Below are 25,620 nucleotides of genomic sequence, written 5' to 3'. Positions count from 1 at the left end.
TTTTCAGCCCCTCATTAATACAAGCATTATTGTATTAGTATTGAGGGTTTTCGTTTATTTTAAACAATGAAATTTCCAAAATAAAAAGAGCCCCTTCATTTAAGAAAGGAGCTCAAAAGCACGCGCTGGCCAATCGGTAATAATAACATCTACGCCGTAATCAATCATAGTTTGTAAATCTTTATATTCATTAATGGTGTAAGGACGAAAAACGTATCCTTGCCCCTGTGCTAATTGGACAAACTCTTTCGTTAATAATTGAAAGTTTGGATGTAATCCAGTCGCCTCGCGCCTTTTTGCTTCAGCAATAGGATCTGCAAGTGGTGTATCGTACAAAATCGCTCTTGGAATTTCTGGAGCAATTTCTGCTAATAATGAAACGGAATCGTGGTTAAATGATGAAAATGCAATTTGATTGGATAGATGATATTCACGAACGAGAGCGACGACCTTTTCTTCAATAGTTGGATAGTGAATAACATCTGTTTTTAATTCAATGTTAAGTTGTAAATTTGTTGTAGAGAGCCAAATAAATACTTCTCGTAACGTTGGGATTTTTGCCTCATGGAAAGAAGGGTCTTTATGGCTACCAGCATCTAAAACTTGTAATTCTTCTACAGTTTTTTCAGAAACAAGTCCCACGCCATTTGTTGTACGGTCCACTGTTTCATCATGAATAACAACTAGTTCACCGTCTTTTGATAGATGAACATCAAGTTCAATTCCGTGAGCACCAATGCGTTCAGCCTCTTGGAAGGCAATCATCGTATTTTCTGGGTGTGTTCCTTTTACCCCGCGATGAGCGAAAATAAGTGGTTTATTCATTTGAAAATCTCCTTATCATCTCTTTTCTTTCATTATGAAACTGCTTTGAGAAAAATACAATTCATATGAAAACATTTACAAAAGTATAATAGTTGCGAAAAAGTTAACGTTAACGTAAAATGTAATAATCCGGTGAAGGGAGGAATACACATGTATAAAATTGATGAAGTAACAAAGCAAGTTGGTTTAACAAAGCGTACACTTCGTTATTATGAGGAAATTGGTTTAATTCATCCCCCAGAACGCAGTGGAGGGAATATTCGCCTGTATACAGACGAGGACATTACAAGAATTAAAAGGATTGTGGAAGCGAAAGAAGTGCTAGGAATTACGCTTCAAGAAATGCAACATTTCTTATCGTTAAAAGAAAGAATGGAACAAAGAAGAAATAGTGAGAATCCGCGTGACCGTGAAGTGATTCAAGAAATTAAAGAGATGCTTGAAGAACAAGTGCAAACGTTAGACGAGAAAATGGAGCAAATGCAGCGCGTGAGGGCAGAGCTAGAGGATAGTTTAAGCCGTGCAGTTACATTTTTAGAGAATACAAAAGGAGAGTAATCAAAATGGAGAGCAAACAAAAATTAGGGAGATTGATTACAGTGGTGGCTACCTTCCTTGCCTTTTCAGGTATAGGGGTAGTGGACCCAATTTTACCAAGTATTGCTGAACAAATTGGTGCATCGCATTGGCAAGTCGAGATGTTATTTACATCATATATTTTAACGATGGCAATTATGATGTTACCAGCTGGAATATTTGCATCAAGATTTGGTGATAAACGAATGATGACGATTGGTCTTGCGATTGTGACTGTATTTGCATTTATATGTGGTATATCGCAAACGATTGCTCAATTATCTATTTTCCGCGCTGGGTGGGGATTAGGAAATGCGATGTTCTTCGCAACGGCGATGACATTATTAATTGCATTAAGTAAAGAAGTTCATGAAGCAGTAGGACTATATGAGGCAGCCATTGGTTTAGGGATGGCAGGTGGACCATTATTAGGTGGAATATTAGGTGGACATTCTTGGCGTTACCCATTTTTTGCGACGAGTATTTTAATTTCCTTAGCATTTATTTTAGTTTTCTTTTTTGTAAAAGAACCGGAGCGAAAAGTGAAGCGTAAAGCAGCAGGCATGGGAGAATTACTTAACTTGGTGAAGTATAAACCGTTTATGCAAGGTGCCATTTCAGGGATGTTATATTACTACGGATTTTTCGTCGTTTTAGCATATTCACCACTTATTATGCATTTATCTGCTATTCAATTAGGATTTGTATTTTGTGGATGGGGATTAGCGCTAGCTTACGGATCAGCAATTTTAGCACATAAGCTAGAAGGTAAATATGAACCGAAAACAGTGTTAAAGGGTAGTTTACTCGTATTTGCGATGTTATTAATTGCACTATTCTTCGTGAAAATTATGTGGTTACAAATCGTGTTAATCGTTCTATCTGGATTAGCATCAGGATTAAATAATGCGTTATTTACAAGTTATGTAATGGATATTTCACCTTATGAAAGATCCATTACATCAGGTGTTTATAACTTCGTTCGTTGGTTAGGAGGCGCGATTGCTCCAATTTTATCAGGAGTTATCGGTCATACAGTTTCGCCGCAAAGCCCGTTTTTAGTCGGTGGAATTGTTGTGTTAGTCGGTTGCGTTATGATCTTAATTCCGATTCGTAAACCAGTAGAAATAGAGACAAAAGCCCTTTCTTAAGAAAGGGTTTTCTTTCCTATTACAGAGCAAACCCTTTTCGCATATATGTTAGAACCCTCTGACTAAAATATATTTTCGGTATTTTTTTACTTTTAACTATACTTTTTGGATGTTTTGTTTTATTTTTGTTAGGGGACATTAATGATGTCCCTATTATAAATTTGCAGCGAAAGGCGTGATTGTACGATGGAACTATGGTTCACTGAAAAACAAACAAAGCATTTTGGAATTACGGCGCGTATTAACCGCACATTACATACGGAGCAAACAGAATTCCAAAAACTTGATATGGTTGAAACGGAAGAGTTTGGAAACATGCTTATTTTAGATGGCATGGTTATGACAACAGAAAAGGACGAGTTCGTTTATCATGAAATGGTAGCGCACGTACCTTTATTTACACACCCAAGCCCTGAAAACGTATTAGTTGTAGGCGGTGGCGATGGCGGTGTTATTCGTGAAGTGTTAAAACACCCAAGCGTAAAGAAAGCAACTCTTGTTGAAATCGATGGAAAAGTAATTGAGTACTCTAAACAATACTTACCATCAATTGCAGGCGCATTAGACAATGAGCGTGTAGAAGTGAAAGTAGGAGACGGTTTCCTACACATCGCAGAAAGCGAAAATGAATATGACGTAATTATGGTAGATTCTACTGAGCCAGTAGGCCCAGCAGTAAACCTATTTACAAAAGGCTTCTACGCTGGAATTTCTAAAGCGTTAAAAGAAGATGGTATTTTCGTTGCCCAAACGGACAACCCTTGGTTTACACCAGAACTAATTACAACTGTGTTTAAAGACGTAAAAGAGATTTTCCCAATTACTCGTCTATACACAGCGAACATTCCAACTTACCCAAGTGGACTTTGGACATTCACAATCGGATCTAAAAAACATAATCCACTAGAAGTAAGTGAAGAGCGTTTCCACGAAATCGAAACGAAATACTATACAAAAGAATTACACAATGCAGCATTCGCATTACCGAAATTTGTTGGCGATTTAATTAAGTAAGAAATCGAGTTCGAACAAATAAAGTGTAAGTAGCTCATTTAAGGTGTTTGTCCAGAAGACTTGAGCATGCTAGCTACTTACACTTCTGTATAGAAATAGTCTTCTTATCGTTAAAAAAGAAGACCCCGGTAAATCGAGAAAGAGGAGCAATGCGCTCCAAATTTGAGAAATAGTGAAAGGTTGGGATACCTTAAGTTCCACATAAGGAGGAAAAGAATATGCGTTTTGATGAAGCTTATTCAGGTAAAGTATTTATTAAAAGTCATCCAAGTTTTGAAGAGTCAGAGGCAGTTATTTACGGGATGCCAATGGATTGGACAGTAAGTTACCGTCCAGGTTCTCGTTTCGGCCCTGCACGTATTCGTGAAGTATCGATTGGACTAGAGGAATACAGTCCATATCTAGATCGTGAACTAGAAGAAGTAAAGTATTTTGATGCGGGTGATATTCCATTACCATTCGGGAACCCACAGCGCAGCATAGACATGATTGAAGAGTATGTATCAAAACTTTTAGATGCCGATAAGTTTCCACTAGGTCTCGGCGGTGAGCACTTAGTGTCTTGGCCAATTTTTAAGGCAATGGCAAAAAAATATCCGGATTTAGCAATCATCCATATGGATGCTCATACTGACTTACGTGAGTCATATGAGGGAGAGCCTTTATCCCACTCTACACCAATTCGTAAAGTGTGCGATTTAATTGGTCCGGAAAACGTATATTCTTTCGGTATTCGTTCTGGAATGAAGGAAGAATTCGAATGGGCAAAAGAAGTAGGTATGAACTTATACAAATTTGACGTATTAGAACCGTTAAAAGAAGTATTACCGAAACTTGCAGGACGCCCAGTCTATGTCACAATTGACATTGACGTATTAGACCCAGCTCATGCTCCTGGAACAGGAACGTTAGAGGCTGGAGGTATCACATCTAAAGAACTATTAGATTCCATCGTAGCAATTGCAAATTCAAATATAAATGTAGTTGGAGCAGACTTAGTAGAAGTAGCCCCTGTCTACGACCATAGTGATCAAACACCGGTTGCAGCAAGCAAATTCGTGCGGGAAATGCTGCTCGGCTGGGTGAAATAAAAGTGAAGCCGACTGTTTAGACCCGGTGACTAAGGTTCTTTCCTGCAAAAGGTGCTTTTTACCTTTTGGCAGGGAAGGTTCTTAGACGCAAGGGTCTAGAAGGCGTAACTGGATAAAGTAAAAGCGGAAGCGGCTCGCTCAGAATGTGAGGGGGATGGAGCTTCAGACATAGAGGCGCTTTCTGCCTCGAAGGAAGAAGCGAAGCCACCGATCATTCTAGCCTGCTGTAGCTGGATAGAGTAAAAGCAGAAGCGGCTCGATCAGAATCGCAGGTCATTGGAACGCTCGACCGAGAAGCGCTTTTGGCTTCGAACGAGAGTGTGAAATGGCCGGAGATTCTAGCCGTTGTAGCTGGATAGAGTAAAGGCCTCCTAGACGACTAGGAGGCCTTTACTTTTGTCGTTATGTGTCGGTAAGTCGATATATTCGAAAAATCGCCGATATAATTTCACTTACCTTCACGCGACATCAAAAAAGAGCTATTCTCAAACGATGAGAATAGCTCTTTTTCTTATGCAACTTTCTCTTCCGAAGTAATGCCGCGAATTTCATCAGCAGAACGGATTGGATATTTGCGGAACACAATGGAACCGACGTATCCAACAATTGTGGTAACGATTCCACATAATACGGCAGCAATCGTTACTTTTATTACATCATTAAATCCGAACAATACGAGAAGTCCTGGAATTGGTGATGCTGTCCCTGGTGCATTATTAACGAGCTGGAATAGCGACGTAATAATACCGGCAAGCGCACCGCCAACAAAGTTTGTCATATAGATAGGAATTGGATTTGCTGAGACAACATCGGCTTGTGTTAACGGCTCGATTGCCACAGCGATTGTATCTTTCTTTGAACAGATTTTTAGTCGTTTAAAGAAAATGAAGTTCATTGGGGCAGAAGCTGCTACGGCAAGACTACCAATTGCCATTGGTAAACCAGTTAATCCAAGCATTGCAGTTAGTGCCATAGAACTTAATGGAGATGTAGAAATAACTGTGATTAATCCACCAAGCATAATCCCCATAATGATAGGACTTTCTGTAGTTGCAACTGAAATCATAGAACCGATTTTACCGAGTGTTGCGTTAACAAGTGGATCCATAAGCATGGCCATTCCACGTGAAATTGGTGCGGCAATAAAGAGAATTGCTAAAAATTCTACACCAGCGGGTAATTTCTTTTCGAGAAATTTCACGACGAAGGCACAAACGTATCCAGCGAAAAATCCTGGTAAAATGCCGAAACCACTAGTAGCTATACCGATTAAAACAGCGTATACGGGTGAAACACCGATTGCTAATGCTACTAAAATTGCCGCTGCGACACCGCTCATACTACCAGAAGCTTCTCCTACTGATTGTAAAAAGTCATTATGAAACATTTCTCCACCGATATAACGGTGAAATGCCTCGATAAGAAAACTCGCGATTGCTGCATTAGCTAAAGCACCCATTGCTTTCATGCCATAAGGAGCACGGTAACTAAAAAGTGTAAATAGACAGAGTACAACAAGTAATAGTGCTAAACCTTGCAAGATAGCCATTTGAGAACTGTCTCCTTTGATTTTTGTAATAAAGTGAAGGCATTTACGGGTAGTTATCTCCCACCCACCTTTCGCGTATTCGCGGCATTTTGAGGTGGGAGTCTTACTGCCCGCAAATAGCGGGATAAAAATTCGTATCATTCAATAATAATATAAAAGGTTGTTAAACGGAAAAACTTTTTGCCCGGAAATTGCTGTAAGGTGAAAAAGTCTTACAATAATGTAAGGGAAGTGTAAGACATTTCGATGGAGTATAGTATGCTTTTTTTCATATAATACAGGTATAGACATATGGTTAGAGAAAAAGAAGTGCAAAACAGGAGGATCATGTATGAAATTGGTAATTAAAGTTTTAGCTGTATTCGCCATCATTTTAGGTGGAACAGCATATTATTTAAACACAAAAACAGAAGGGGTACATGCTTTTGTAGACAACTTCTTTTCAAATAAAGAAATACAAGATTATTATGCAGTTATAGATAAAGGTGAGAAAAAAGACGATGAATATTTGTATACATTTAAAGGGTATACAGAAGACGGAAAGTTACAAATTATTAAAAGAATAGTGAACCGTGAATTGCATACAGGTGATTTTATAAAAATTTATGCAAAGGGTATGCAAGGAAAAGGATGGGCTGAAATCCCGAAAGAATCAATCCCGCAAAAGGCATTACAAAAAATAGAAAAAGTTTAAAAGGAGCGAACAAATCGCTCCTTTTTTAATTCGTTAAAATTGTAATAGATGTGCTTTTTTTATTAGAAGTGATTGTTGCTCTTCCGCCAATTGGGAAAGTGAAAATAGGAGTTGTATGCCCAAAACTAGCATTTGCAATGATAGGTATATGTGTAAGTTCTACCTTTGAAGCAATCATTTCTTGAATGTCTGCTATTGTGCATTCTGCTCCTTTTTGCATTCTTCCTATAACAATGCCTTTTACATGTTCAAAGTCAGGTTGCTGCATAAGAGAATGTAAATATCGATCAAAAGTTTTAAGGGTAGCTTTTTCTGTTAAACTATCCTCTTCAAGAAATAAAATTTTGTCCTGTAAGTTAGGCATATATGGCGTACCTTGTAGTAAATTAAATGTGCTCATATTACCACCAATAATATCTCCTGTAGTTTCTCCTTCTTGAATTGAAACATATCCTTCATTTTTAATAAACTCTCGATTTTCCTGATCGATATACCAAGAATCATCGCTCCATGTTTCAGCAGGCAATATTTCAATAGGCTCATTAGAAGTTAAGCATTTTAAAAAGTAATCGGTCGTATAATCGAGGCCTTTTTCCATTCCAAATGAAGAGAAGTGAGGACCTGAATATGTAACTAAGCCGGTTTTAGCATAAAGCGCGTTACTTAAAGCGGTAATATCAGAATAGCCGCAGAAAAACTTCGGATTTTCTCGAATTAAATCGTAATCGAGATGTTTTAATAAACCGTTAGAGTTGTATCCTCCAAGTGTCGTCAAAATTGCTTTTACATTAGGGTCTTTAAATGCTTCATGAAAATCTTGAACGCGTGAAGAAATAGAAGAGGAAGCAAATTGATCTATCTCATCAGCATTTTTTGAGAATGTAACGTGAAAGCCCATATCGGTTAATCTTTTTGTGGCAATCTCTCGGTTCGTATTTGAGACAATACTTAAACTACAAGATGGTGAAATAACCCTTATTTCATCACCTTTTTTTAATTTTATTGGTAGCACCAAATTCACCTCTTTAAATGAAAGAATATTTAGATTTAAAAAACATTTTAACATATGGAATAAAGTGAAGGTGAATTATTTTTTGAAAAGGAGTTTTCCTGATTTTTCAGCAGACAGACAGAGTCTTTTTTTGATATGATAGGAAAAGTGATTTATTATAAGTAGTATTTAATATCTATAACATTTGAAGGGTGTGCAAGACGTGAAGAAACAACTTGCAGGCTTGCCGGTACACGTTCATTTCGTAACAGAAATCCGTGAAGGGGCGAGGAAGGAAACCGTTGCTTTTGAAGCAAATGGTCAATACTATGTAAAAGGTCAAGGTACATATATAACATTCCAAGAGCCGAATGAACAAGGCGAAGTGAAAACAATTATTAAAATTCAAGATGAACAAGTGCTCATTATGCGTTCAGGTGCTATTTCTATGCGTCAGACACATGTGAAAGGTGAATGGACAACTGGTACGTATACGAGTGAACTTGGTACGTTTGTATTGCAAACGAAAACTGATAACGTTCTTTTTAAATGGTCGGATGAAAAGAAAAAAGGACAACTCTTCTTAACGTACGCATTGCTTCTAAGTGAACAAGAGGCTGGCAGATATACAATGACAATTAATTTGAAGGAGGCAAAATAATGAATTCTTTAGAACAAGTAAAAGAATTGATTAAAGAAGAAATTCAAGCTGCTGTATTAAAGGCAGAATTAGCGACAGAAGAACAAATTCCAAACGTTGTATTAGAATCGCCAAAAGATAAAACAAATGGTGACTTCTCTACAAATATGGCAATGCAACTTGCACGCGTTGCGAAAAAAGCACCTCGTATGATTGCAGAAGAATTAGTTGCAAACTTCGATAAAGCAAAAGCTTCTATTGAAAAGATTGAAATCGCTGGTCCTGGTTTTATTAACTTCTACATGGATAATAGCTACTTAACAGACTTAATCCCAACAATCGTTAACGCTGGTGAAGCATACGGTGAAACGAATACTGGTAAAGGTGAAAAAGTACAAATTGAGTTCGTATCTGCGAATCCAACAGGCGATCTTCACTTAGGACATGCACGTGGTGCGGCAGTAGGTGACACGTTATGTAACGTATTAGCAAAAGCAGGATACGATGTATCTCGTGAGTACTACATTAATGATGCTGGTAACCAAATTCATAACCTAGCTCTTTCTGTTGAAGCTCGTTACATGCAAGCTTTAGGTTTAGAGAAAGAAATGCCAGAAGACGGTTACCATGGTGCGGACATTATTGGAATCGGTAAACGTTTAGCTGAAGAGTTTGGCGATCGTTATGCAAAAGCTGATGCAGAGGAAAGCTATGAATTCTATCGTTCATATGGTTTAAAATATGAGTTAGCAAAACTTCAAAAAGACTTAGCAAGCTTCCGTGTTAACTTCGATGTGTGGTTCTCAGAAACATCATTATACAAAAACGGAAAAATTGATCAGGCTCTTGCTGTATTAAAAGAGCGTGACGAAATCTTTGAAGAAGGCGGAGCAACTTGGTTCCGTTCAATGACTTACGGTGACGACAAAAACCGTGTATTAATTAAAAATGACGGTTCTTACACATACTTAACGCCAGATATCGCTTACCACCGTGATAAATTAGAGCGTGGTTTCGATAAGCTAATCAACATTTGGGGTGCTGACCACCACGGTTACATTCCTCGTATGAAAGCTGCTATTCAAGCGCTAGGTTACGATAAAGAAACACTTGAAGTAGAAATCATCCAAATGGTACAACTGTACCAAAATGGTGAAAAAATGAAAATGAGTAAGCGTACAGGTAAGGCAGTTACACTTCGTGAGCTTATGGAAGAAGTAGGCGTAGACGCAATGCGATACTTCTTCGCAATGCGTAGCGGTGATTCTCATTTAGACTTCGATATGGACTTAGCTGTATCAAAATCTAATGAAAACCCAGTATACTATGCACAATATGCACATGCTCGTGTATGCAGTATCCTTCGTCAAGGTGAAGAGTTAGGATTAGCTACAGGCGGAGACGTGAATTACAAACTTGTTACTTCTGAGAAAGAAGTAGAGTTACTGAAAAAACTTGGTGAATTCCCAGCTGTAGTTGCGGATGCAGCGCAAAAACGTCTGCCACACCGCATTACAAGCTATGTATTTGAATTAGCAGCAGCATTACACAGCTTCTACAATGCAGAAAAAGTATTAAACCAAGATAACTTAGAATTAAGTAAAGCTCGTTACGAATTAATGAAAGCAGTACGCACTACACTTCAAAATGCATTAGCAATCGTAGGAGTATCTGCACCAGAAAAAATGTAATAAAGAAAAGATACTTATTTTTGTTTAGAAGTGATAACAAGTTGATATAAAGACATCTGATCAGTCTATAAACTGATTAGATGTCAAAAAACAAGACCAACGAAAAGACGTATGGGGGAGAACCTCACGTACGTCTTGATGAAGTGAAAATAGTAAAATACCAATTAACTATTGATTTTTAGGAACGATTCTAGAATAATAGACTGTTGGGGGTAAGGTTATCAAAAAATCCATATATGTATTATTAGTTGGTGGAATGTTACTAGGAAATGGTGTGATTGTTGTAAAAAACATTGTTACAGCTATGCCAAATACTAAAATAACAATTCATCTAACCAATTAGTAATTAATCTTGAAAACTTCCAGCTTAGTCAAGAAACTAGGGGGGATGTTTAAGATAGTACATATAGTACAATTAAAGTTTTCATGATTTGATAAAAAATAATGAAAGGATATAAATCTCTCGGTTTTGATATTATCATCATATATAAGCTCATTTTAATTCTTCGACATAGCCATGGAATCCATTAGGCAAAGTGTTTTTTCTCGACACCCATTTATATACTCCAAAAATGAAAAGGCTGAATTTCGTATTTCTATACGATTTACATGAAATCAGTTGACAATCATACTCTTTTTTAATTACCCCCAAATTCGGTCCACTGTATTCAAATTTGGAGAATATGACTTTCATCTTGCATAGGCAAACAATACTTCATCCAGGGCGTTTTTAATTACATAATGCTGGCGGTGGAACGCTTTTTGTTCTACTTGTTTAGGTGTGTAGGTCGGCTGTGTGACTAAACACAAAAGGTTTTAACATATGACCAATTTCACCGCAACTTATAATGGCAGAAAACGCATCTTCAATAACATCTTTTAGAATACGAGTATCCAAGTATGTTTCACAGTTCGAACTTTCCTTGGCTGATATGCTAATTTCGATTATAGATGGTACTTCTTGTTATTCTTTATGAGGATAAGTAAGGAAGTTGACCAAATGTATATTTACTGTGAAGTAGCTAGGCCATACTTGCCGGTAACGAATTTTTCTGTATTTATAGAGCAAACGTTTGCGTTGGTATGGAGAAATTTCGGAAACTCTACAGCATAATAAGACAATGACCGTCATGAGTTTTATCGTGAGTGCTTGTTGAGTGGTCTTCTTCTGACTTTGAAGTTGTTTGTCCGTTCATGGGTATTTATAATTTGAATTCCTTTATCAAAATTTGTCCTGTATCTGTTTTTGTTAAACAGTATATACGATAAATAAAATGCCGGAGAAATTAGATGAATCTATATAAAAGTCAAACTGCAATTTTTTAAGTAATAGAAGGATTGAAAAAGAGAAAAAGATGATAATAGCTGTCAAACAAGTTTTAGTAAAGTGGCTTAATGACATTGAATAGTAGAATCTTTGTCATAGTATGCTTGTACCAGGATCTATCTATTTTTAATCTTATAGGAGGATAACATAAAATATGTATTTAAAAAGAGTTACTTCGATTTTTTCGATTATAATGATTTTCATGTTTACTATAGGTCAGAGTTTTTTAGGTATAGTGGCAAATGCACAAGAGTTAAATACAGTAGGGTTTGTGGATAATTTTACGATAGATAAAAAAGATCTACAGACCGGAGAATCGACAGGAATAACTGTAAACTTCAGTGAAAAAAATGGAGTTAGGCTGAAGCCTGGGGACACACTAACATTAACATTGCCTCCAGAATTAGAAGGATTTAAGGGAACGATTCAGTTAAAGGATTATGGTATTTGTAAAGTAAATGCAGGTACTGTGGTATGTACATTTAATGATAAAGTAGATGCATATGAAAATATTCTAGGGAATTTATACTTTAATGTGACAGCCACTGGTGTAGGAACTGATCAAAAGAAAGAGATTGAAACAAATTTTGGTACAAATTTAGATAAGCAAGGTGTAACAATTACCGGTCCAAAAGACGGCGGTGGTACAGACCCTGGAGAGAACCCGTTTTTCTATAAAGCTGGAGATATGCGCGGTGATGAAAATGAAGTACGCTGGTTCTTAAATATAAACTTAGATAAAAAAGAGTTAAGTCGCGATATTGTTGTGACTGATAAATTACAAGAAGGCCAAACACTTAATAAGGATAGTTTCTATATAACTGTTAATGATTATCTAGGTAATCGAAGCTTAGCGCTAAAGGATTTTGAAAACCAAGGTTATGGAAAGATTACCTTTACTAGTGACAACTCATTTAAAGTTGTGCTTAATCAAAATAAAGCACGCCTTGCCTCTTTTACGGTTCAATATACATCTAATATAACGGAAGCTGGAAAGAAGCAAGATTACTTTAAGAATGATTATACGATTGATTACCAAATTCTACACAAGGACCCGGTTTCTGATTCGGGCACTGCCGAAACTAAAAATATGTCAGGTGGCGGTGATATTGACGGCAACCAAGTCCCAAAAGGAAAGCTTAAAATTGTTAAATATATTGAAGGAAATAAAGAAAAAGTAATCCCAAATGTTTCATTTAAGTTGTATAAAGAGTCGGGTGAACAAGTTGGGGACGAATATAAAACAAATGAAAAAGGGATAGTTGAAACGCCTCAATTATCACCAGGTAAATATTATGTACAAGAGGTTTCAGCTCCAGACTATATTGATTTCGATCCTCAGAAAAAAGTAGAGTTTGAAATAAAATCAGATGATGAAAGTGGAGTCGAACTGGATATTCCAAATAAAGTAAAAACCACATCTGTTTCAGGGACGAAGACGTGGTATGACTACAACAATCAGTTCAACACACGCCCACCAAGCATCACAGTTCAATTGCTTCAAGGTGATAAAGTGTTTAAAGAGCAAGAAGTAAAAGCTGATCAAGAAGGAAACTGGAACTTCAGTTTCAAAGATCTTCCGAAGTACGATGAACAAGGAAAAGAGTTCGAGTACAAATTAAGTGAAGTAAAAGTGAAAGACTATGAAGTAAAAGTAGACGGAACAACAATTACGAACACCTACAAGAATGTGGAAACAACAGAACTAAGTGATAAGAAAGTATGGGTTGACTACAACAACCAATTCAAGACACGTCCGGAAAGCATCACAGTTCAATTACTTCAAAATGGAACAACAGAGTTCCAAACAAAAGAAGTGAAAGCTGATGAAAAAGGTAACTGGACTTTCAGTTTCACAGATCTACCAAAGTACGATGAACAAGGAAAAGAGTTCGTGTACACAGTAGGAGAAGTAAAGGTTGACCGCTATGAAACAAAAGTAGACGGAACAACAATTACGAATACTTACAAGAATGTGGAAACAACAGAACTAAGTGGTAAGAAAGTATGGGTTGACTACAACAACCAATTCAAGACACGTCCGGAAAGCATCACAGTTCAATTACTTCAAAATGGAACAACAGAGTTCCAAACAAAAGAAGTGAAAGCTGATGAAAAAGGTAACTGGACTTTCAGTTTCACAGATCTACCAAAGTACGATGAACAAGGAAAAGAGTTCGTGTACACAGTAGGAGAAGTAAAGGTTGACCGCTATGAAACAAAAGTAGACGGAACAACAATTACGAATACTTACAAGAATACGGACAAAACAGAACTAAGTGGCAAGAAAGTCTGGAAAGACTATAACAACCAATTCAAGACACGTCCGGAAAGCATCACAGTTCAATTGCTTCAAGGTGATAAAGTGTTTAAAGAGCAAGAAGTGAAAGCTGATGAAAAAGGTAACTGGACTTTCAGTTTCACAGATCTACCAAAGTACGATGAACAAGGAAAAGAGTTCGTGTACACAGTAGGAGAAGTAAAGGTTGACCGCTATGAAACAAAAGTAGACGGAACAACAATTACGAATACTTACAAGAATGTGGAAACAACAGAACTAAGTGGTAAGAAAGTATGGGTTGACTACAACAACCAATTCAAGACACGTCCGGAAAGCATCACAGTTCAATTACTTCAAAATGGAACAACAGAGTTCCAAACAAAAGAAGTGAAAGCTGATGAAAAAGGTAACTGGACTTTCAGTTTCACAGATCTACCAAAGTACGATGAACAAGGAAAAGAGTTCGTGTACACAGTAGGAGAAGTAAAGGTTGACCGCTATGAAACAAAAGTAGACGGAACAACAATTACGAATACTTACAAGAATACGGACAAAACAGAACTAAGTGGCAAGAAAGTCTGGAAAGACTATAACAACCAATTCAAGACACGTCCGGAAAGCATCACAGTTCAATTGCTTCAAGGTGATAAAGTGTTTAAAGAGCAAGAAGTAAAAGCTGATCAAGAAGGAAACTGGAACTTCAGTTTCAAAGATCTTCCGAAGTACGATGAACAAGGAAAAGAGTTCGAGTACAAATTAAGTGAAGTAAAAGTGAAAGACTATGAAGTAAAAGTAGACGGAACAACAATTACGAACACCTACAAGAATACGGACAAAACAGAACTAAGTGGCAAGAAAGTCTGGGAAGACTATAACAACCAATTCAAGACACGTCCGGAAAGCATCACAGTTCAATTACTTCAAAATGGAACAACAGAGTTCCAAACAAAAGAAGTGAAAGCTGATGAAAAAGGTAACTGGACTTTCAGTTTCACAGATCTACCAAAGTACGATGGACAAGGAAATGCGTACACGTACACAGTAAGTGAAGTAAAAGTGAAAGACTATGAAACAAAAGTAGACGGAACAACGATTACGAACACTTACAAAAATACAGAAACAACAGAAATCAGTGGTAAGAAAGTCTGGATTGATAACAACGCAACAGATCGTCCAGCATCCATCAAAGTAGATTTATTGCAAAATGGTAAAGTGATTGATACGAAAGAAGTAAGCGTGGAAACAAACTGGAAGTACACGTTTGAAAAACTACAAGTATATGATGCAAACGGAGTAGCGTACAAGTATGAAGTGAAAGAACAACCAGTAGCGGGATATAAATCCGAAGTAAATGGTTATGACATCACAAATACAAAAATCAAGGACGAACCAAATGTAGATCCGAAAGATCCAAGCACAGATCCGAAAGATCCAAGCACAAATCCAAAAGATCCAGGTACAGATCCAAACACAAATACAGACAAAAATAGCGATTCAAAAGTTCCACCTACTACAGAAAATGATAAGCCAACATTACTTCCTAACACAGGAGGAACATCAGCAGAAATGATTTCAATTCTTGGCGGTATGGTATTGTTCCTTTTAGGTGGAATTCTATTTGCTCGTCAGCGAATAAAATAATAAAAAAGCTTTAGATTATTGATTAAACCGTAATCTGAGTAGCAGACAAGTTGAAAAATTACTATTGATATTACGCCCTTTAGGTAAGTATTCAAAAACTTCACGATAAAGTGAAGGGAAGAATGCAACCTGAAGGGTTTTTTTTATAGAAAAAAGAGAACAGTTTCAAGTTGGACTCAATCAACGGCCCAATAATATGGTCAGCTTTCATAGAGATAAGCGGCTCTAAAGCGATAATAAAGCTGCTTTTAAGAAGTCTATTATCATAGGCTTAGAATGTGGTGTCCTATCTCATGTAATTTAAGGTCAATGACCATGTTCCATTAAGTTTTAGATGAATGCATAGCCATTTTTATGGCTAATTTAGAAATAGTATTTTGGAAAGCTTTGTTCTTGAGTAGTTGCTGCAACGTTTATTTCAGGAATAAAAGCATTAATTCCTGAAATTCAAGTTAAAGTTCACGCAACTGCAAGAATAATTTTTTCAAAATTGAAAAACCTCTTTATTAGATGTAATCAATATTATTACAATTTTTATTCTACATGATAATGAGATGTAATAAATGTGTTTTTATTTATATATTACAATTTTAATTATACACGATAATACCATGTAATAAATATGCTTTTATGCATATTTATTTTTTCTCAATAAACAGCCACCGATTAATCGGTGGCTTGAAATAGTATTAAGCAGCTTTTTGTCCTGTTTTCACGGCAGGTTGAAGGGTATTATAGACACCGGTTCCAATGACCTCTAATGCCATTTTCATACGTTCTGGTGAAATATTCTCAAATACATTATCTTGAGGTGTATGATATACCTTTTCAATATGATAGATTAATGGATTCCAACTATCTACGCCCATCCAAATAAATAGTGCAGAAGGAATACCAACTTCAGCAAATGGTACGTGATCACTAGAGCCAAATTTTCCTTGAAGAACGAGATCATTATTTAATTGTTTACCTGCTTGTAAAGCGGCATCTGTTACAAAGTTCTTGGAACCCTCAGGAGTCATAGCGTATAAATTCTTTGCTTTATCATAATTTGTTGCAACCATATCAGCGTTGAAGACACCTAAAATACGATTACGTTCTTTTTGTGATAAGTTTTCTACGTAATATTCAGAACCGAGTAAACCAGTTTCTTCAGAACCAAAAGCGATAAAGCGGACTTCTTTATCAGTTTCTACATTTTGAAAAGCACGAGCTAGTTCTAATATTAATCCTGTACCGGAAGCGTTATCATTCGCTCCAGGTGCTCCAACGACACTATCATAGTGTGAACTTACAACGACAGCTTTTTCATTACCTGTACTATTTTTTGGTTTCTTTTTTGCGATGACATTTAGGGATGTTAAATTAGATTCATGTCTCGCTTTTAGGGAAAGAATTGTTGTCTCTTTTTTAGCGATTTCTTCTTTAAACGCATTTCCTTGAGCATAAGCAAGACCAAAGACAGGGATAGACTGCTTTTTAGTTAAGCGAGGATTGAAGGTTTGTCCGTAGTTTCCGCGACCTCCAATTAAACTGTATAAAAGAACCCCTTTTGCCCCTTTGCTAACAGCATTTTCAACTTGTTTATTATAATCTGCTACTGTTGCACCTCTTTCGAATAAAATAATTTTTCCGTTTACCTCATTTGGAATATCGTCCAATTTTGTACCACCTTGAACAAAGATAAGCGGAGCTGTAACAGCTTCTGTAGAAATTAGTGAATTGGGAGCAGCACCAGCTTGCCAATTACGCTTTGTCCCTAATGGTGATTCGATAAATCCAACGTATTGATCCGGCACTTGAAAGGGCTGATACTCTACTTCATATCCCATTGACTTAAGCTGCATGCCAACATAGCGAGAAGCCCATTCTTCTGATTTTGTACCACCTGGACGGGGACCGATTGTTTCGGATAAGAAACGGATATGCTCGATGGCGCGGCTTGCATCAACTTGTTTTGTAATAGGTGGAGTCTGTGTAACTTCTGACGTGGAATCAGCTTTTGCTTGTCCGATTGGAGCTAAGCTAACGGCGAGTGATAGAGCAAGCAAGGAGCTTACTATTTTTTGTTTCAGTGATTTTCTCATTTTTTCCTCTCCCATTCTTCTATTCTCTCTGACTGACAAAAGAAGACGGATAACGACTTTATCCGTCTTCTTTTGGGCAGTAAAACCCCCATCTCATAAAGCAAAGAAGTTAGATGGAAGCCCTGCTGCCCGTAAAAGCCCGATTGGTGTGGGCTAATAATCAATGAGGGATGGACAAAACCCTCATTGATTAAAGTTTCACTTTATCTTACCTTTATATGTCTGAATTTTAAATAAATTTGTGTTGAGAAATAAAAAACGCCATATGCACATTTGCATATTTTCAGCGGATATATGTATGCTATCATTTTAAATGAAGGATCGCTTTCTATTCTGAAGGCTCCTACATTGCATGAATCTAGTGTACCCAAACTTTAGATTATGTAGGGAAAAGAGATCCGTTATAGGGTTTCTTTTCTTTTGTTTGAATCATGTGATGGTAACTATGTTTCCGCATTTCATAATTATCATCAGTGATATATGTAAGGCATCCATATGAAAATACGAGGCTGTTCAAGAGTTTTCCGTACTTTTGGACAGCCTCACCCCGTTAAAAAGGTGATACTTTGATGTATCACCTTTTTATTTGTATAAGCTTTCTGTTTATAGGGATGTTACATACTTAAAAATAATAAAAAACAGCCGATTTAGTAGAAGGAATCTACAAAACGGCTGTTTTTTATTATAGTTGAGTTAAAATAATTGGCTCACCACGAGTGACAACAACTGTATGCTCACATTGTGCAACAAGGCTTTTATCTGGTGTAACGAATGTCCAACCATCATCACCGCGCTCAATAATATGATCAGCTTTCATAGAGATGAATGGTTCTACAGCGATAACAAGACCGTCTTTTAGAAGGGCATTATCCATTGGATCATAGTAGCTTAAGATGTGGTTTGGAGCTTCGTGTAAGCTAAGGCCAATACCGTGACCAGTTAAGTTTTGAATAACGTTATATCCATTTTTATGTGCAAAGTTAGAAACAGCACGACCAATTTGATTTTGTTTTGAGCCAGCTTTTACTTTTTTCATTGCTTCCCAAAATGAGTCTACTGCTGCTTGGCAAAGTTTTTCTTTTTCTTCATCGTCGCCAAGAACAAATGAGATACCTGTATCTGCATAATAGCCGTCAAGTGCTGCCGATACGTCTACGTTTACTAAATCGCCTTCTTTTAATACGCGATCGCTTGGAATGCCGTGAGCAACTTCTTCGTTTACACTAATGCAAGTTACACCTGGGAATTTATATTCTTTTTCAGGCGCTGAAATAGCACCGTTCTCGTCTAATACTTTTTTACCAATTAAATCAAGCTCTTTCGTTGTCATACCTGGCTTCGCTTGTTTTTTCATTTCTTCGCGTGCAAGTGCAACGATGCGGCCGATTTTTCGTAAACCTTCTAAATCTTGTTCATTACGAATAATCATGAAAACCACTGTCCTTCCTCGAATATATGTCTTATCCGATTGTATCATGTTTGTTTTTGTACTGCTACTCGCGTGCGGTATGCAGGCTGATTCCTCTCATAAAGAATACATGACAATTGTCATATGGATGTCATGACGCATCATACTGTTTCCTAACTTTTCCAGCGCATACAATGTAAATATAAGAAACAGCGGGGGTGGAGAGATGGAAAAGATTATTGAAGTAAATGGTGTTTCTAAAACATTTAAACATAAAAAAGCAGTAAATAACGTTTCATTTCATGTAAATAAAGGGCAAATAGTAGCATTACTCGGTCCAAATGGTGCGGGGAAAACAACGACAATTTCAATGATGCTCGGGTTAAAAGATCCGACAGAAGGGAATGTCTCTATATTTGGAAAGAGTCCGAAGCATAGAGATGTTCGTAATAGCCTTGGTGCGATGCTGCAAGAAGTAAGTGTGATTGATAGTATCACGGTAGATGAGGCAATTGAGTTATTCCGTAGTTATTATACGAATCCAGTAGCGAAAGAAACATTACTTCAGTTATCAAATTTAGAATCAGAGCGAAAACAAAGATGTGAAAAGTTATCAGGTGGTCAAAAGAGAAGGTTAAATTTTGCACTCGCACTTGCAGGAAATCCAGATTTATTATTTTTAGATGAACCGACAGTTGGAATGGATATTACGTCTCGAAAAACATTTTGGGAAACGATTAGAAAATTAGCAAGTGAAGGAAAAACGATTATTTTAACGACGCACTATTTAGAAGAAGCAGATGCGTTAGCGGACCGCATTTTATTATTCGCAAACGGAAAAATTATCGCAGATGGTACGCCGGATGAAATGAAAGCAACGATTTCTCGAAAAACGATTTCATTTTATTCGAAAGAGAATATTCCTATGTACTTGTTAGAGGAATTACCACACGTAACAGGAGTACAGTCAAATGACGGGCGATTTATATTAACGACAGAGGATACAGACGCCACATTACAAGCAATTTATCAAAAGAACTTACCTGTAACAGATATTTCAGTTGAACGTGGAAGTCTTGATGAAGCATTTGAGCAGTTTGTCGCAAATCAGAAGGGGGAAATCGCATGAGAGCACTATGGATGCAATGTAAAATAGAGATTTTACGTACGTTCCGTAATAAATTATTTATCTTTTTCTCATTATTAATGCCAGTTATGTTTTACTATATTTTCACAAATGTTATTCAAGTCCCACAAAACGGAGATGCTTGGAAAGCACATTATTTAATTTCAATGGCGACGTTCAGTATTGTAGGGACTGCACTTTTTAGTTTCGGTGTGAGACTTTCTCAGGAAAAAGGGCAAGGATGGACACATCTTTTAAAAATTACACCACTTCCAGAGGGGGCATATTTAGCAGCTAAAATTATTGCTCAAACAGTAGTGAATGCTTTTTCAATCTTAGTTATTTTTATGGCAGGAATATTAATTAATAATGTCGAGTTAACAGTAGGTCAATGGATTGGTGCCGGATTATGGTTATTATTAGGCGTGACACCATTTTTAGCACTCGGAACAGTAATAGGTTCAATCAAAAAGGCGGATGCAGCTGCTGGCCTGGCTAATATTTTAAATATGAGCTTAGCTGTAGTTGGCGGATTATGGATGCCAATTGAAGTATTCCCAAGAGTATTAAGAACTATTGGAGAATGGACACCAACATATCATTTTGGTAGCGGGGCATGGGATATTGTAGCTGGAAAATCAATTGGATGGGAAAATATCGCGGTACTAGGAGGTTATTTCCTTATATTTGTTGTAGTATCAATATATATAAGAAAAAGACAGGAAGCGGTATAAATGATAGAGAAGAAGTTTGAGATTTTTCCGAAACAGATGGGTTTCTTCCCATATATGTGGTTAGTGTATCTGTTATTTCCGATTTACCATCTAACGCAGGTATCAGGGTGGAAACTTGGGATAGGGAGCGGTATGTTGGTGCTTTTTATTATCACATACCGTCAACTTTATTTTGTTAATAAGACGTTCATTTTATGGGCATGTATTCAAATGGTACTCATTTTTTTATTTGCCTTATTTTATAATGCTTTTATGATATTTTTTGGTTTTTTCACGGCAAGTGCGATGGGCTTTGCGCCAAGTAAAAAAGTATTTCGAGTGTTATTAGGACTGTTGATTACAATGCTTGGATCTTTTATATTTGTAAATGTTAATCAACTAACAACTACAAATTTAGTGAATATAGTTCCAATGTTTATTTTGATGCTACTTACACCATTTGGAATGCGTAATTTCAATCAAAAAAAGATGTTAAAGGATCAACTAAACGAAGCAAACGAGCAAATTAAAGACTTAGTAAAACGTGAAGAGCGCCAGCGAATTGCAAGAGATCTTCATGACACGTTAGGGCACACATTATCTCTTATTACTTTGAAAAGTCAGCTCGTGGAGAAGTTAATTGTGAAAAATCCAGAACGTGCAAGTATGGAGGCAAAGGAAATTACACAAACATCTCGTACAGCTTTAAAACAGCTGAGGGAATTAATTTCTGATATGCGTATGATTACAGTAGAAGAAGAGCTTGAGCAAATAAAAGCGATTTTGCAAGCAGCTAATATTGAATTGGAAGTAAAGCAGGAGGCTAATTCTAGTTCGTTATCGCCAATCGAGCAAAATATTTTAGGTATGTGTTTACGTGAGGCAGTTACGAATGTCGTGAAGCATAGTAAGGCGACAGTGTGCATTGTTTCTATATTAGAATCACAAGGTGAATTGATTTTAAAAGTAGAAGATAATGGCGTCGGTTTAGAGGAGCAAAATCATGATGGAAACGGCATTCGTGGTATGAAGGAACGAATTGCCTTAATTGACGGTCTAGTGGAGCTAGATACGATTAATCCGGGGACGCTGTTAACAGTGAAAGTTCCAATTGTAATTAGAACGGGAAAAGATGAGGTGAGGGCATGATTCGAATTATTATTGCAGAAGATCAACGGATGCTTCGTGGTGCATTAGGGGCCCTACTTGATCTAGAAGATGATATTGAAGTAGTTGGGCAAGCTGCGAATGGTGAAGAAGCGTTAAAATTAATCGAATCGTTAAAGCCAGATATAAGTATTATGGATATTGAAATGCCGATTCAAAGTGGTTTAGATGTTGCTGAAACGTTAAAGAAAGAAAAATCATCTTGTAAAGTAATGATTTTAACAACATTTGCACGACCGGGCTATTTTGAAAGGGCAATGAAAGCTGGTGTGCACGGATATTTATTGAAAGATAGTCCGAGTGAGGATTTAGCTTCGGCAATTCGTAACGTAATGAAAGGGAAACGAGAGATTTCTCAAGAGTTAATGTTTGGCTTATGGCAAGAGCAGAATCCGTTATCGGATCGCGAAAAAGAAGTGCTGTTACTTGCGAAAGAAGGAAAGACTGCAAATGAAATTGCGAAGGCACTTTATCTTTCACCTGGCACAGTTCGTAATTACATTTCTGAAGTATTAACGAAGCTCGATGCAAAAAATAGAATTGAGGCAATTACAATTGCGGAAGAAAAGGGATGGATATGAAAAAGAAGTTTACCTATAATCGGTAAACTTCTTTTTTGCTTATTTTCCTTGTTGTACTTCTACTACTTTACTAATTTTTGCTAGTGCTTTATATCCATGTGCTTGGAAAGCCTTTTCGAATTCTGTCGATGTTGTATTGCCATATAAATCTTTTGCAGCCTGTACGATGTGGGATTGAAGTGATTCAAAATCTTCTGCTGAAGTTGCGTAGTTTTGCAATGCACGCATAACAACTTTACTTACTTTTTCATTGCCTTGTTTTTGAACAGCAATCCCGTTGTATGTCTTACCCTCAGCTAATTGATATAATACGTGACTAATGATACCAGAATTTACGTGCGACTCTTGATCATTTCCGTCATTATAGAAATCTTGTAAGTTTGTATATAGTTTGTTGCCACCGTCACCAATTTCCCTTGGGATGTCACGAATTGTTAGGCCGCCTAACGTATCGCCCATAATCCAATTTCCTTTATCTTTCTTTACGTAATATTCTATTTGTGTACCCCAGAAGTCTGCTAAACCTTCATTTAGTGCAGATGTTTCAGCACTTGGATATCTCACAATTTTATTTTTCGTCGTACCACTAAATACAGCATGTCCAAATTCATGGGCTGTTACGTCAAGAGCGGAGGTTAATTTCCCGTTTAGGCCATCACCAAAGACCATTTGATTCCAAGATGGATGCCAAAATGCATTTACATAGTTTTCTTTTACACCATCACTAACTTCAGTAGAATCGAATCCGTGGACGCTAGCAACAACTTTTGAATCTTTATTATCGTAACTTTTTAGATTATGTTCTTTCTTAAAATAGTCGTAAATATTACTCATATTTTTCATAACACCAGCTGCTTCTTTATCTGCAAAGTTCGAAGTGTTACTTGAAATAAGTGTCCCTGGATAACCGGCTTGGCTATCGCCACCAAGAGAGTCAGCATAGTCTGCGTTATAAATATAAATACCATTTCCACGGGATAAATCAGCTAAATAAAATTTTCCGTCAGTACCTTTTGCGATATTAAATAATACATTTTCTTGTAGCGCATTTTTCCCAGTTCCTGGTTCTTTCGCTGGTGATAGTTTAGGTGCTGTTACTTGATTAATAGTTTTATTCTCTTTATTTTTAATGAACTTTTCTTGGAAAAGTACTTCACCAGTTTGTAAGTCCATGATTGCATTTCCGTTTATAACTTGTTCATTGTTTTCATAAGTAAATGTAAGGACCGTTGCGTATGTATAGTGGCCATCTTTTTTCTTATAAACTACCGTTTCGCTAGAAAATTCTGTTTCTGTCGCATCACTTGGAATTTGAAGTATATTGCGTAATTTAGATTTTACTTCATTTTTCGACAAAAAGTTTGTTATAGTAAGATTAGGTTGTTGGTCTAAATTTTGGGCAACTTTACCACTAACAGTTGTAATTACTCCATTTTTATCTACTTTTACAATGAGATCTTGACCATATACTTTATAGTTTTTGTACGTTTGTGCAAGGCGTAATTCGGTTTGATTTTCTTTTGTTTCTTTATTTGTAGGTTGAAAATCGACATTCTTTTCAGAAGTAACTTGCTCTTGTTGAGCTTTAGCCCCATTTACCTCACCTTTTAAATACTTTTTAGCAATATTCTCTTTCGTATCATTTTGAGGTTGTGTTAATTTTCCGATTGTTAAACCAGGCTGAGCAATTTCAACTTTCACTTCATTTTTATCTAATTCTTGAGCGTGAATAGCTTCTGTTGATAAAGGACAAAGAAGACCGAATGTAACGAAAGCACTAGAAAGTTTTCTATAATTCATCTATAACACTCCTAATCTTGTATTGTGTATGTGAGATGAATTGTATGAGAAATTTGCCGAATTTTATATATATTATGCATTATTTCATATCAAAAATTGTCGAATGCACATTATTGTAGTGGTATGACAACTTAAAAAAATTAGATTGTTATAATGGGATGGTGAGTAAGTATGCACGCAGAAAAATTAGGAAGTGAAATAAAGAAAATTAGGGTGATGAGAGGATTAACACAAAAACGGTTGTCCGATAATATATGTCACCAATCGGAAGTGAGCCGAATTGAATCGGGCGCGGTATACCCAAGTATGGATATATTGCAAGGTATTGCGGCGAAATTACAAGTTCCCATTATTCATTTTTATGAGGTACTCATTTATTCTGATATTGAGAGGAATAAGCAGTTAAAGGATCAAATTATTATGCTTTGTAAGCAAAAGAAATATAAAGAAATTTATAATAGGGTATGGAATGAGCTGAAAAAGGAAGAATATCATCCCGAGCTTGAGCAATTTCTTCAATGGCAATATCATGTAGCTGCTTACATATTGAAAAAAATCGATTACGATTATTGTATTTTAGAATTAAAGAAATTGCTCAATCAACAATTGGTAGGAATAGATGTATATCAGAATCTTTATATTGAAAACGCAATTGCAAACATTTATGCTGAAAATGGCTATTTTAAGAAGAGTATTGAGTTATTTGAAAATATATTAAAACAATTAGAGGCATTGCATGATAATAAAGAGTTTGATGTGAAGGTGAGACATAATCATGCAAAAGCATTATACCTAGATAATCAATACGAAGAAGCGCTTTGTCACGTAAATAAAGCCATTGAACTATCGTGTCAAATTAATAGTATGACATTGATTGGACAGTTATACTATCAAAAAGGTGAATGCCTAGAAAAGCTAGAGTGTGATAGAGCAGAAATTGAAGATGCTTACGAAAAAGCGTGCTTCTTTTTCGATATATTAGGAATCCATGCGTTAAAAGAATCACTTATAAAAAAAATGAAGAAATAAAAAAGACCTAAAAAACAAATATGCATAATTGCATACGATATGGATAAATTTTCATGATATATTTAAAGAAAAAATGTGGGTGATGGAATATGAAAAAACTACTTATTGGTAGTCTATTAACGTTAGCGATGGCATGGGGTATTTCACTAGGAGATACAGCTTTAGAGAAAAGTCAAGTGATTTCTCATAATGATCAAGAGATACAATTAGCTTCAGATGTACCTTTTGAATATTAAAA

General features: G+C 36.5%; 20 protein-coding genes and 1 pseudogene. 14 read left to right on the top strand and 7 right to left on the bottom strand.

From position 1 onward, the window contains the following. Positions 1-99: 99 nt before the first annotated feature. Entirely contained in the window at positions 100-825 is a 726-nt protein-coding gene (locus MKX77_RS26075) for a glycerophosphodiester phosphodiesterase (RefSeq protein WP_215554842.1), read from the bottom strand. Between the two features lie 150 nt (positions 826-975). Here MKX77_RS26075 and MKX77_RS26070 point away from each other — a divergent pair, with 150 nt between their 5' ends. From MKX77_RS26070 to speB, 4 genes are all read left to right on the top strand, one after another. Further along, positions 976-1,383, top strand: coding sequence for a MerR family transcriptional regulator (locus MKX77_RS26070; protein WP_341308187.1), 408 nt, complete (start codon positions 976-978; stop codon positions 1,381-1,383). 5 nt (positions 1,384-1,388) lie between these two features. Next, the gene (locus MKX77_RS26065) at positions 1,389-2,552 is read left to right on the top strand and encodes an MFS transporter (protein WP_070170731.1); all 1,164 of its coding nucleotides are present in this window, start codon (positions 1,389-1,391) and stop codon (positions 2,550-2,552) included. Positions 2,553-2,738: 186 nt separating this feature from the next. Next, positions 2,739-3,566, top strand: coding sequence for a polyamine aminopropyltransferase (gene speE / locus MKX77_RS26060; protein ID WP_341308186.1), 828 nt, complete (start codon positions 2,739-2,741; stop codon positions 3,564-3,566). 218 nt (positions 3,567-3,784) lie between these two features. Next, complete coding sequence (gene speB / locus MKX77_RS26055; RefSeq protein WP_001209823.1) at positions 3,785-4,657, top strand: agmatinase; 873 nt, start codon at positions 3,785-3,787, stop codon at positions 4,655-4,657. Positions 4,658-5,168: 511 nt separating this feature from the next. On the opposite strand, the gene MKX77_RS26050 is transcribed toward speB, so the two are convergent. Beyond that, a complete protein-coding gene (locus MKX77_RS26050) occupies positions 5,169-6,206 on the bottom strand; it encodes a PTS sugar transporter subunit IIC (protein WP_002034865.1) in 1,038 nt (345 codons plus the stop codon). 331 nt (positions 6,207-6,537) lie between these two features. Between MKX77_RS26050 and MKX77_RS26045 the strand changes: the two genes are divergently transcribed. Further along, the gene (locus MKX77_RS26045) at positions 6,538-6,900 is read left to right on the top strand and encodes a YxeA family protein (protein ID WP_002113100.1); all 363 of its coding nucleotides are present in this window, start codon (positions 6,538-6,540) and stop codon (positions 6,898-6,900) included. Between the two features lie 25 nt (positions 6,901-6,925). On the opposite strand, the gene MKX77_RS26040 is transcribed toward MKX77_RS26045, so the two are convergent. Beyond that, positions 6,926-7,966, bottom strand: a complete 1,041-nt coding sequence (locus tag MKX77_RS26040) for a S66 family peptidase (protein ID WP_341308185.1) — start codon at positions 7,964-7,966, stop codon at positions 6,926-6,928. 148 nt (positions 7,967-8,114) lie between these two features. Here MKX77_RS26040 and MKX77_RS26035 point away from each other — a divergent pair, with 148 nt between their 5' ends. From MKX77_RS26035 to MKX77_RS26025, 3 genes are all read left to right on the top strand, one after another. Then, positions 8,115-8,552 (top strand): DUF1934 domain-containing protein, encoded by a 438-nt coding sequence (locus MKX77_RS26035; RefSeq protein ID WP_341308184.1) that lies wholly within the window; start codon positions 8,115-8,117, stop codon positions 8,550-8,552. Continuing rightward, positions 8,552-10,222 (top strand): arginine--tRNA ligase, encoded by a 1,671-nt coding sequence (argS, locus tag MKX77_RS26030; protein WP_341308183.1) that lies wholly within the window; start codon positions 8,552-8,554, stop codon positions 10,220-10,222. The genes MKX77_RS26035 and argS overlap by 1 nt, the downstream gene beginning before the upstream one ends. 1,481 nt (positions 10,223-11,703) lie before the next feature. Beyond that, positions 11,704-15,471 carry a Cna B-type domain-containing protein gene (locus MKX77_RS26025; protein WP_341308182.1) on the top strand — a complete coding sequence of 1,256 codons (3,768 nt, stop codon included), beginning with the start codon at positions 11,704-11,706 and terminating at the stop codon, positions 15,469-15,471. A gap of 190 nt (positions 15,472-15,661) precedes the next feature. On the opposite strand, the pseudogene MKX77_RS26020 reads toward MKX77_RS26025, so the two are convergent. The 3 genes and pseudogenes from MKX77_RS26020 to map form a co-directional block, all read right to left on the bottom strand. Further along, positions 15,662-15,831, bottom strand: a pseudogene (locus tag MKX77_RS26020) (type I methionyl aminopeptidase); the annotation flags it as partial. Positions 15,832-16,160: 329 nt separating this feature from the next. Next, entirely contained in the window at positions 16,161-17,558 is a 1,398-nt protein-coding gene (locus tag MKX77_RS26015; RefSeq protein ID WP_341308181.1) for a M28 family metallopeptidase, read from the bottom strand. A gap of 682 nt (positions 17,559-18,240) precedes the next feature. Then, positions 18,241-19,035: a type I methionyl aminopeptidase gene (map, locus tag MKX77_RS26010; protein ID WP_063219239.1), complete on the bottom strand. Its 795-nt coding sequence runs from the start codon at positions 19,033-19,035 to the stop codon at positions 18,241-18,243. A gap of 157 nt (positions 19,036-19,192) precedes the next feature. On the opposite strand from map, the gene MKX77_RS26005 reads away from it, so the two are divergent. Genes MKX77_RS26005 through MKX77_RS25990 form a run of 4 tightly spaced genes read left to right on the top strand, consistent with a single transcriptional unit; the run spans position 19,193 to position 22,553 of the window. Continuing rightward, a complete protein-coding gene (locus MKX77_RS26005) occupies positions 19,193-20,095 on the top strand; it encodes an ABC transporter ATP-binding protein (protein ID WP_215554834.1) in 903 nt (300 codons plus the stop codon). Then, on the top strand, positions 20,092-20,826 hold the full coding sequence (locus MKX77_RS26000) for an ABC transporter permease (RefSeq protein WP_215554833.1): 735 nt from the start codon (positions 20,092-20,094) through the stop codon (positions 20,824-20,826). The genes MKX77_RS26005 and MKX77_RS26000 overlap by 4 nt, the downstream gene beginning before the upstream one ends. Further along, a complete protein-coding gene (locus MKX77_RS25995) occupies positions 20,827-21,954 on the top strand; it encodes a sensor histidine kinase (protein WP_341308180.1) in 1,128 nt (375 codons plus the stop codon). Then, the gene (locus MKX77_RS25990) at positions 21,951-22,553 is read left to right on the top strand and encodes a response regulator transcription factor (RefSeq protein ID WP_215554831.1); all 603 of its coding nucleotides are present in this window, start codon (positions 21,951-21,953) and stop codon (positions 22,551-22,553) included. Before MKX77_RS25995 ends, MKX77_RS25990 begins: the two co-directional genes overlap by 4 nt. 39 nt (positions 22,554-22,592) lie before the next feature. Here MKX77_RS25990 and MKX77_RS25985 read toward each other — a convergent pair whose 3' ends face one another. Continuing rightward, positions 22,593-24,353 carry a M4 family metallopeptidase gene (locus MKX77_RS25985; RefSeq protein WP_341308179.1) on the bottom strand — a complete coding sequence of 587 codons (1,761 nt, stop codon included), beginning with the start codon at positions 24,351-24,353 and terminating at the stop codon, positions 22,593-22,595. Positions 24,354-24,524: 171 nt separating this feature from the next. Here MKX77_RS25985 and MKX77_RS25980 point away from each other — a divergent pair, with 171 nt between their 5' ends. Beyond that, entirely contained in the window at positions 24,525-25,382 is an 858-nt protein-coding gene (locus MKX77_RS25980; RefSeq protein ID WP_002016331.1) for a helix-turn-helix domain-containing protein, read from the top strand. 89 nt (positions 25,383-25,471) lie between these two features. After that, complete coding sequence (gene papR / locus MKX77_RS25975) at positions 25,472-25,618, top strand: quorum-sensing peptide PapR (protein WP_002159754.1); 147 nt, start codon at positions 25,472-25,474, stop codon at positions 25,616-25,618. Positions 25,619-25,620 lie beyond the last annotated feature (2 nt).

This window comes from Bacillus sp. FSL R9-9410, assembly GCF_038050385.1.
GTDB lineage: Bacteria > Bacillota > Bacilli > Bacillales > Bacillaceae_G > Bacillus_A > Bacillus_A cereus_U.
Note: the sequence above shows the minus strand (reverse complement) of the source record. Positions and strands in the feature narration are given on the sequence as shown.

Excerpts from the sequence above, each read along its gene's own strand:
- MKX77_RS26075 (WP_215554842.1), bottom strand. The coding sequence starts at position 825 with ATGAATAAACCACTTATTTTCGCTCATCGCGGGGTAAAAGGAACACAC.
- MKX77_RS26070 (WP_341308187.1), top strand. The coding sequence starts at position 976 with ATGTATAAAATTGATGAAGTAACAAAGCAAGTTGGTTTAACAAAGCGT.
- MKX77_RS26065 (WP_070170731.1), top strand. The coding sequence starts at position 1,389 with ATGGAGAGCAAACAAAAATTAGGGAGATTGATTACAGTGGTGGCTACC.
- speE (WP_341308186.1), top strand. The coding sequence starts at position 2,739 with ATGGAACTATGGTTCACTGAAAAACAAACAAAGCATTTTGGAATTACG.
- speB (WP_001209823.1), top strand. The coding sequence starts at position 3,785 with ATGCGTTTTGATGAAGCTTATTCAGGTAAAGTATTTATTAAAAGTCAT.
- MKX77_RS26050 (WP_002034865.1), bottom strand. The coding sequence starts at position 6,206 with ATGGCTATCTTGCAAGGTTTAGCACTATTACTTGTTGTACTCTGTCTA.
- MKX77_RS26045 (WP_002113100.1), top strand. The coding sequence starts at position 6,538 with ATGAAATTGGTAATTAAAGTTTTAGCTGTATTCGCCATCATTTTAGGT.
- MKX77_RS26040 (WP_341308185.1), bottom strand. The coding sequence starts at position 7,966 with ATGTTAAAATGTTTTTTAAATCTAAATATTCTTTCATTTAAAGAGGTG.
- argS (WP_341308183.1), top strand. The coding sequence starts at position 8,552 with ATGAATTCTTTAGAACAAGTAAAAGAATTGATTAAAGAAGAAATTCAA.
- MKX77_RS26025 (WP_341308182.1), top strand. The coding sequence starts at position 11,704 with ATGTATTTAAAAAGAGTTACTTCGATTTTTTCGATTATAATGATTTTC.
- MKX77_RS26015 (WP_341308181.1), bottom strand. The coding sequence starts at position 17,558 with ATGAGAAAATCACTGAAACAAAAAATAGTAAGCTCCTTGCTTGCTCTA.
- map (WP_063219239.1), bottom strand. The coding sequence starts at position 19,035 with ATGATACAATCGGATAAGACATATATTCGAGGAAGGACAGTGGTTTTC.
- MKX77_RS26005 (WP_215554834.1), top strand. The coding sequence starts at position 19,193 with ATGGAAAAGATTATTGAAGTAAATGGTGTTTCTAAAACATTTAAACAT.
- MKX77_RS26000 (WP_215554833.1), top strand. The coding sequence starts at position 20,092 with ATGAGAGCACTATGGATGCAATGTAAAATAGAGATTTTACGTACGTTC.
- MKX77_RS25995 (WP_341308180.1), top strand. The coding sequence starts at position 20,827 with ATGATAGAGAAGAAGTTTGAGATTTTTCCGAAACAGATGGGTTTCTTC.
- MKX77_RS25990 (WP_215554831.1), top strand. The coding sequence starts at position 21,951 with ATGATTCGAATTATTATTGCAGAAGATCAACGGATGCTTCGTGGTGCA.
- MKX77_RS25985 (WP_341308179.1), bottom strand. The coding sequence starts at position 24,353 with ATGAATTATAGAAAACTTTCTAGTGCTTTCGTTACATTCGGTCTTCTT.
- MKX77_RS25980 (WP_002016331.1), top strand. The coding sequence starts at position 24,525 with ATGCACGCAGAAAAATTAGGAAGTGAAATAAAGAAAATTAGGGTGATG.
- papR (WP_002159754.1), top strand. The coding sequence starts at position 25,472 with ATGAAAAAACTACTTATTGGTAGTCTATTAACGTTAGCGATGGCATGG.